Source organism: Ruficoccus amylovorans (assembly GCF_014230085.1).
GTDB classification, from domain to species: domain Bacteria; phylum Verrucomicrobiota; class Verrucomicrobiia; order Opitutales; family Cerasicoccaceae; genus Ruficoccus; species Ruficoccus amylovorans.
This window is the reverse complement of sequence record NZ_JACHVB010000017.1, coordinates 1-4,654: the sequence shown is the minus strand read 5'-3', so window position 1 is coordinate 4,654 and position 4,654 is coordinate 1. Positions and strand designations below refer to the sequence as shown.

The 4,654-nt window shown below is 57.9% G+C and carries 6 protein-coding genes; 4 read left to right on the top strand and 2 right to left on the bottom strand.

The window, feature by feature from the left end:
* Positions 1 to 66: 66 nt before the first annotated feature.
* The 4 genes from H5P28_RS06285 to H5P28_RS06270 all read left to right on the top strand — a co-directional run bounded on the left by H5P28_RS06285 (position 67) and on the right by H5P28_RS06270 (position 3,466).
* Positions 67 to 333 carry a transposase gene (locus tag H5P28_RS06285; protein WP_185673679.1) on the top strand — a complete coding sequence of 89 codons (267 nt, stop codon included), beginning with the start codon at positions 67 to 69 and terminating at the stop codon, positions 331 to 333.
* Positions 327 to 1,241, top strand: coding sequence for an IS3 family transposase (locus H5P28_RS06280; RefSeq protein ID WP_185673678.1), 915 nt, complete (start codon positions 327 to 329; stop codon positions 1,239 to 1,241). Before H5P28_RS06285 ends, H5P28_RS06280 begins: the two co-directional genes overlap by 7 nt.
* A gap of 100 nt (positions 1,242 to 1,341) precedes the next feature.
* Positions 1,342 to 2,118 carry a hypothetical protein gene (locus H5P28_RS06275; protein ID WP_185674861.1) on the top strand — a complete coding sequence of 259 codons (777 nt, stop codon included), beginning with the start codon at positions 1,342 to 1,344 and terminating at the stop codon, positions 2,116 to 2,118.
* Complete coding sequence (locus tag H5P28_RS06270; protein ID WP_185674860.1) at positions 2,045 to 3,466, top strand: hypothetical protein; 1,422 nt, start codon at positions 2,045 to 2,047, stop codon at positions 3,464 to 3,466. Before H5P28_RS06275 ends, H5P28_RS06270 begins: the two co-directional genes overlap by 74 nt.
* On the opposite strand, the gene H5P28_RS06265 is transcribed toward H5P28_RS06270, so the two are convergent.
* Positions 3,414 to 4,328, bottom strand: coding sequence for an IS3 family transposase (locus tag H5P28_RS06265; RefSeq protein ID WP_185673678.1), 915 nt, complete (start codon positions 4,326 to 4,328; stop codon positions 3,414 to 3,416). The genes H5P28_RS06270 and H5P28_RS06265 overlap by 53 nt on opposite strands.
* Positions 4,322 to 4,588: a transposase gene (locus H5P28_RS06260; protein WP_185673679.1), complete on the bottom strand. Its 267-nt coding sequence runs from the start codon at positions 4,586 to 4,588 to the stop codon at positions 4,322 to 4,324. Before H5P28_RS06260 ends, H5P28_RS06265 begins: the two co-directional genes overlap by 7 nt.
* Positions 4,589 to 4,654 lie beyond the last annotated feature (66 nt).

The window sequence follows — 4,654 nt, the reverse complement described above, 5'->3', positions numbered from 1 at the left end:
TGGCGTGACCTCCTAGAATCGTACCATTGCGTTTGAGACCCTGGCGGGTAGAACCCGACCAGAAGTATGAAACGAAAGAGATACACCGAAGAGCAAATCGTGGCGCTCCTGCGCGAGGCAGACGAAGGCCGCAGCGTGGACGATGTTTGCCGCGAGCACAATGTGAGCAAAGCGAGCTTCCATCGTTGGAAGAGCAAGTACGGACAGATGGAGCTGCGCGATGTGAAGCGTCTGAAGGAGCTTGAGCGCGAGAACGCCGAGCTGAAGAAACTGGTGGCCGACCAGCTTTTGAACATCAAAGTACTGGAGCAGGTAAACGCAAAAAAATGGTAAGCCCGGGGCACAAGCGCGAAGCGGTGCGCGAGGTGGCCGAGTCGGGAACGTGCTCGTTACGGGCCGCCTGTCGGTATCTTCGTCTGCACTGGTCGAGCTTCTGCTACCGGGCTAAAACCGCCACCGACAAGATGGTTCGCCTCGTGCGTGCGATCATCGCGGTGAGCCGGACCAACCCGCGCTACGGTTATCGTCGCGTACGAGCGCTGCTGGCCAACGAAGGCTGGCAGGTCAGCCGCAAGCTGGTACAAAAGGTACGCCGGGCTGAAGGGCTGGGCGTGAAGCCGCCGCGCCCCCGGCAACGGCGTCAGGGCAAGTCCACCGGCAAGATCCCGACCGCGGCGACGCATCCGCGGCACGTGTGGAGTTGGGACTTCGTGGCGGATCGCACCGACAATGGAGCGCCTCTGCGGGTGCTCAGTCTGATCGACGAGTTTACCCGCCAGTGCATCAGCCTGACGGTGGCTCGCGGGCTGAAGTCAGCCGACATCGTCGCGGCCTTGGACAAAGCCATCGCCAAGCACGGTGCTCCCGAGCACATCCGTTCCGACAACGGGCCGGAGTTTATCGCTACGGCGACCAAGGACTACCTGGAATCCAAACGCATCAAAACCCTCTACATCGAGCCGGGCTCGCCCTGGCAAAACCCTCACGTGGAGAGCTTCCACAACCGCCTGCAGGACGAGTGCCTCAAGCAGGAGTGGTTCCTCTCCCTGACCGAAGCGCGCGTCGTCATCGAAAACTGGCGACGCAAATACAACAGCCAGCATCCGCACAGCCGTTTGGGCTTTATATCCCCCGACGCCTTTGCCAAACTCTGGCATCAAACCAAGGCAGTGCTTGGCTCCGTTCGCCCTACGGGCTCACTGCACCAAGCACTCCCGCAAACCATAACCCAACCAACATAATCCTACCCAGCCAGCGTCTCATCGCTCTGGTACGAAAAGTGGGGGCCGACCAACAGGACAAGGCACTGGCGGGGCCACCACGCAGCTGTACTCCAGCACCTTGGCTGACTATGCGGGTGTAGATGCACATCCGCTTGCTCCGGCGATCATTGAGGCTAATTATTCTAATGGATATCTATTCCTCAACTGGTCAGAGGGAACTGACGCGGAATCTCCCGATGTGCTTTTAACCTACGGGGTAAGAGCAGGAACCGTTCTGAATCCGAACCTGTTCGTGTCTGGCGCTGAAGCCCAGTCCGACGAACTTGGCAATGCCCGCTCGTCAAACTTGAGCCTCCCGGATGCCTGCATGGTCGCACAGGTCAAAACGATTGATGCCAGCGATCAGGCGAGCTATTGGTCGATGCAGGTTTTGGCCAACAATCATTCTGAAATCTGTAACGGATACGACAATGACTGCGACGGGCTAACCGATGAGGATTTCCTTTATCCGGGAACCGATTTGTATATTTATAACGGCTCGTTGAATGGAACCGCGTTTACCTGCGGGTTCTACGAAACATACGACCAGACACAGTTGTCCTGCCCAAATAATCCGACGATTTCTCCGGGGACGGCTTGTCGAACCGATACCTACACGGGGGCGGTGTATGCTTGGAACTCAGTCACCAAAACCTGCGATTGCGACCTGAGCGATGCCACGCTCAAGAACGTGCAGGTGGACTCGCATCGAAGCTCGGGAAGCAGCACCAGTTATGCGCCTGCTGTCACTGAGACAGAGTCAGAGACCGAAGCTCCTGCGGATGAATCTCAAGTCTCCGGACGTTGCTGTGCCCACGAGCGAAAGCAGCGGGGGATCATCTGCGGCAAGCGATAGCTTTACCGTGGATGCGGATGGCTTTGAGGTCCGAACCGAAGTTACCGTCGAGCGGGGATGGACGTATGTCAGCCACCAAATCCGAAACACGGAGCGGACAGACAAAGAGGCTATCATTTTCCACATCGAGTATGATGCGCCGGTCGCAGATAGCCTGGAACTCTTGCGTTCACTCAGTCCCCATGAGGTGGACACAGAGGGCTATGCCCGGTTTAGCATCGGCAGTCTGGGTTATCTGGAAGAGGAAAAGCTGCTGTATTCGATTCCTGGTACATACAGTCTGGCGGATATTCAAGAGTCACGGATCGCGATCGAAGCCGAAAGCCTCCACGATGCGGAAAGCCTGGCGGCCATTGAAGAGCAGCAGACGCAGACAGCCCGGGAGGCGGTGAAAACGAATATCTCCGAAACGATCGTGGATAATAAAACCGTGATCCGGATGGGCATCGACCTGCAAGATAATGTGACCGAAGTCTATGGGGTGGAAATCGAGCAGGAGATTCCCAAATGCCTGATTACTGAAATCACCGAGTCGGTGCTGGAGGCTGCCATCGATCCGGCTTTGCTTGAGCACGTCTCCATCAAGGAAGCCGACCCGCTTCTGGTCTGGCGGTTCGACCGGCTGGAAGATGCGGTTAATCTTGAGCTGACGCTGGATGCCCTGCGAAGCGCGGACTGCGATGACGAGGTGACGCTCGAGCTGCTGGCAAGAAGCTATATCTACCAAAACCAGCCGATCAACTGGCTTTCGGTGATGTGGGTGCTGGTGCTTTCGGGCAGCGTAGTCTTGCTGGTACTCTCGCCGATCTTCCTGGCCTCACGGCACCGATTTCACCGGCACGAGAGTCCGCATGTCCTGCGGCTGGCAAAAACCATTGTTCGGGACTCTCACCGTGGTGTGAGCAATGTACATATCAAACGTAACCTGCTGGCCAACGACGAGAGCAAGGTGGATGTGAAGGCTGCTTTTTCCCATGTGGCCGAGACAAACATTTCTCATCTCGGGCTGGCGTGGTTTGAACACCGGGTGGAGATTGCCCTGTTTTTCTCGGTGCTGGCACTGAGCCTGATGGAGCTAAGCGGGCTGCTGCCCGGCTACCTGGACTGGTTCAAGAAAGTTCTCTCATGGGTGTTAATGCTTTTAGTGGTGCATCATGCCAACCTGTCCCGGTTGTTTTTCAATGAGGATGCGCCACGCTTTTCCCTGTGCCTGATGCTGGGCATGTTTTTCATGCATTTGGTCTGGTCGGCCCCCACTTTTCGTACCAGAGCGATGAGACGCTGGCTGGGTAGGATTATGTTGGTTGGGTTATGGTTTGCGGGAGTGCTTGGTGCAGTGAGCCCGTAGGGCGAACGGAGCCAAGCACTGCCTTGGTTTGATGCCAGAGTTTGGCAAAGGCGTCGGGGGATATAAAGCCCAAACGGCTGTGCGGATGCTGGCTGTTGTATTTGCGTCGCCAGTTTTCGATGACGACGCGCGCTTCGGTCAGGGAGAGGAACCACTCCTGCTTGAGGCACTCGTCCTGCAGGCGGTTGTGGAAGCTCTCCACGTGAGGGTTTTGCCAGGGCGAGCCCGGCTCGATGTAGAGGGTTTTGATGCGTTTGGATTCCAGGTAGTCCTTGGTCGCCGTAGCGATAAACTCCGGCCCGTTGTCGGAACGGATGTGCTCGGGAGCACCGTGCTTGGCGATGGCTTTGTCCAAGGCCGCGACGATGTCGGCTGACTTCAGCCCGCGAGCCACCGTCAGGCTGATGCACTGGCGGGTAAACTCGTCGATCAGACTGAGCACCCGCAGAGGCGCTCCATTGTCGGTGCGATCCGCCACGAAGTCCCAACTCCACACGTGCCGCGGATGCGTCGCCGCGGTCGGGATCTTGCCGGTGGACTTGCCCTGACGCCGTTGCCGGGGGCGCGGCGGCTTCACGCCCAGCCCTTCAGCCCGGCGTACCTTTTGTACCAGCTTGCGGCTGACCTGCCAGCCTTCGTTGGCCAGCAGCGCTCGTACGCGACGATAACCGTAGCGCGGGTTGGTCCGGCTCACCGCGATGATCGCACGCACGAGGCGAACCATCTTGTCGGTGGCGGTTTTAGCCCGGTAGCAGAAGCTCGACCAGTGCAGACGAAGATACCGACAGGCGGCCCGTAACGAGCACGTTCCCGACTCGGCCACCTCGCGCACCGCTTCGCGCTTGTGCCCCGGGCTTACCATTTTTTTGCGTTTACCTGCTCCAGTACTTTGATGTTCAAAAGCTGGTCGGCCACCAGTTTCTTCAGCTCGGCGTTCTCGCGCTCAAGCTCCTTCAGACGCTTCACATCGCGCAGCTCCATCTGTCCGTACTTGCTCTTCCAACGATGGAAGCTCGCTTTGCTCACATTGTGCTCGCGGCAAACATCGTCCACGCTGCGGCCTTCGTCTGCCTCGCGCAGGAGCGCCACGATTTGCTCTTCGGTGTATCTCTTTCGTTTCATACTTCTGGTCGGGTTCTACCCGCCAGGGTCTCAAACGCAATGGTACGATTCTAGGAGGTCACGCCA

What these genes read in the sequence shown, in the direction of transcription:
- H5P28_RS06285 (WP_185673679.1), top strand. Translation starts at nt 67, where the DNA reads ATGAAACGAAAGAGATACACCGAAGAGCAAATCGTGGCGCTCCTGCGC.
- H5P28_RS06280 (WP_185673678.1), top strand. Translation starts at nt 327, where the DNA reads ATGGTAAGCCCGGGGCACAAGCGCGAAGCGGTGCGCGAGGTGGCCGAG.
- H5P28_RS06270 (WP_185674860.1), top strand. Translation starts at nt 2,045, where the DNA reads ATGAATCTCAAGTCTCCGGACGTTGCTGTGCCCACGAGCGAAAGCAGC.
- H5P28_RS06265 (WP_185673678.1), bottom strand. Translation starts at nt 4,328, where the DNA reads ATGGTAAGCCCGGGGCACAAGCGCGAAGCGGTGCGCGAGGTGGCCGAG.
- H5P28_RS06260 (WP_185673679.1), bottom strand. Translation starts at nt 4,588, where the DNA reads ATGAAACGAAAGAGATACACCGAAGAGCAAATCGTGGCGCTCCTGCGC.